Genomic DNA, 1,766 nt, shown 5'->3' with positions numbered 1-1,766 from the left:
CAGAATATTCCAGAATGGGCATTCAAACGTGCAGCCAGACATCTACTCCAACGTAATATCAAAGATCAAAAGATTCAGGCTGTTTTCAATCCAATCACCGATCTGTATCGTCCAGTGAACTCAGGAGATCTATACCAACTAAAATATAGCCATGCCACACACACATTAAGCCTATACTTAAACCAGAAACTACAGGGACAACTCCAGAACCCATTAGGCCCAGCAATATTTTAATATATGGCTAGGTCCTCAGCCATTTAGTGCTAAATTAAAACAGCAATTAATAAAGTAGTCTCTACAGTTATGTCTAAACATTTTATTTTGATGGTTGAAGATCATTACGAACTGGCATCTACCCTATGCGAGTTTCTAGAAGAGCATGGTTTTGTGGTCGATCATGCTCGAAACCTAAATGCTGCGCGCCAATTGCTCAAGCAGCAACGCTATCATATTTTACTTTTAGATATTAACTTACCTGATGGTTCGGGTTATGAACTATGTGAATGGCTACGAAATAAAGAAGGTATGGACCTCCCCGTGCTGATGCTCACCGCACGCGATACGCTGAATGACAAACTTAAAGGTTTTAATTCAGGAACGGATGATTATCTAGTCAAGCCATTTGACTTTAATGAGCTGGTGGTTCGAGTCAAAGCTCTGATCAAGCGTTCACAGGGTGAAGTCTCCTCTAGCCGTCTTCAAATTCATGATCTTATTCTGGACCCTGCAACACAGCAACTGACTCGTGGAGGACAAACCATTGAACTTCCCCCCATTCAATTCAAACTGCTCAAACTACTGATGCGTCATTCGCCTAAAGTTCTGACTAAACAGGAAATTATGATAGAGCTTTGGGGGGATCAAGAGCCTGAAAGCGATGCCCTGCGTAGTCATATTTATAATTTGCGTAAAATGGTCGATAAGCCTTTTGAGCAAAAACTAATTCACACCATATCTGGTGTAGGGTTAAAGATCACTTTAGAACCTTAAGCTCTAGAAGCCAAGCCTTAATTTAAATACACGACGACAATCAGTCCAGTCGTCATCGCCAGATCAACATCCTGATGGGTATTGAGATAATACTGCCGATCAAACAATTCCACTCGCCAGCCAAGCTGCTTGCACAACTTCTGTACCAATTGCAGTCCAATGCCATGACCTTTGATCTCTAATTGCAATTGCTGCCCCGACAGTTCTTGCACCTTTGAGTTATTCGGTAAAGGAATGCCGACACCATTATCTGCAATCAATACTGTATTTTTTTGCAAAATGACATCAATTTCTGTGCCTTGTGAATAATTCAGTGCATTCCGCAAAATATTGCCAAATACCATTTTGGTCATCGACGGGTAAAGTTTACGTGGCTGTTCGTTTAGATCTTTTTGAAAATTTATCCGCATACCTTTGTTATGGCTAACACTATCCAGATCCTGAACTAGATTCTCCAGACATTCTGAAAGCATAGTCGATTCAGCGGTTAAAGTATTGGTGGTATTGCGGGCGATAGCCAGTAGTGTGTCAACTAATAGTTGCATGTCTTCAATGGTGTTGTTCAAGCGAGTAAATGATTTATTGTCCCCATAGCGTGCCTGACACAACTGCACATTGCCTTTTAAGATGGTAAGTGGTGTGCGAAGCTCATGACTGACATCACCAGTAAATTCACGTTCACGCTGAATAAACTCGCTTAATACCTGATGATATTTTTCTAGCGCCTGCTTCAGATATTCCGCTTCCAGATTTGAATCAGTCCGTATGTCATGAAA

At 41.2% G+C, this 1,766-nt stretch carries 2 protein-coding genes and 1 pseudogene; 2 read left to right on the top strand and 1 reads right to left on the bottom strand.

Annotated elements, in window-relative coordinates:
- Together B4F08_RS01730 and B4F08_RS01725 are read left to right on the top strand one after the other, a co-directional pair.
- Positions 1-292, top strand: a pseudogene (locus tag B4F08_RS01730) (chalcone isomerase family protein); the annotation flags it as partial.
- An 11-nt stretch (positions 293-303) separates the two neighbouring features.
- The gene (locus tag B4F08_RS01725; RefSeq protein ID WP_144583788.1) at positions 304-990 is read left to right on the top strand and encodes a response regulator transcription factor; all 687 of its coding nucleotides are present in this window, start codon (positions 304-306) and stop codon (positions 988-990) included.
- Between the two features lie 17 nt (positions 991-1,007).
- Here B4F08_RS01725 and B4F08_RS01720 read toward each other — a convergent pair.
- Positions 1,008-1,766 (bottom strand): sensor histidine kinase (locus B4F08_RS01720; protein ID WP_291372746.1); only part of this gene is annotated, 759 nt, incomplete at its 5' end.

The organism is Acinetobacter sp. UBA6720 (assembly GCF_002454215.1).
GTDB lineage: Bacteria > Pseudomonadota > Gammaproteobacteria > Pseudomonadales > Moraxellaceae > Acinetobacter.
This window is presented reverse-complemented; position numbering and strand designations above follow the sequence as displayed.

Coding starts and splice junctions, on each gene's coding strand:
- B4F08_RS01725 (WP_144583788.1), top strand. CDS start 304: ATGTCTAAACATTTTATTTTGATGGTTGAAGATCATTACGAACTGGCA.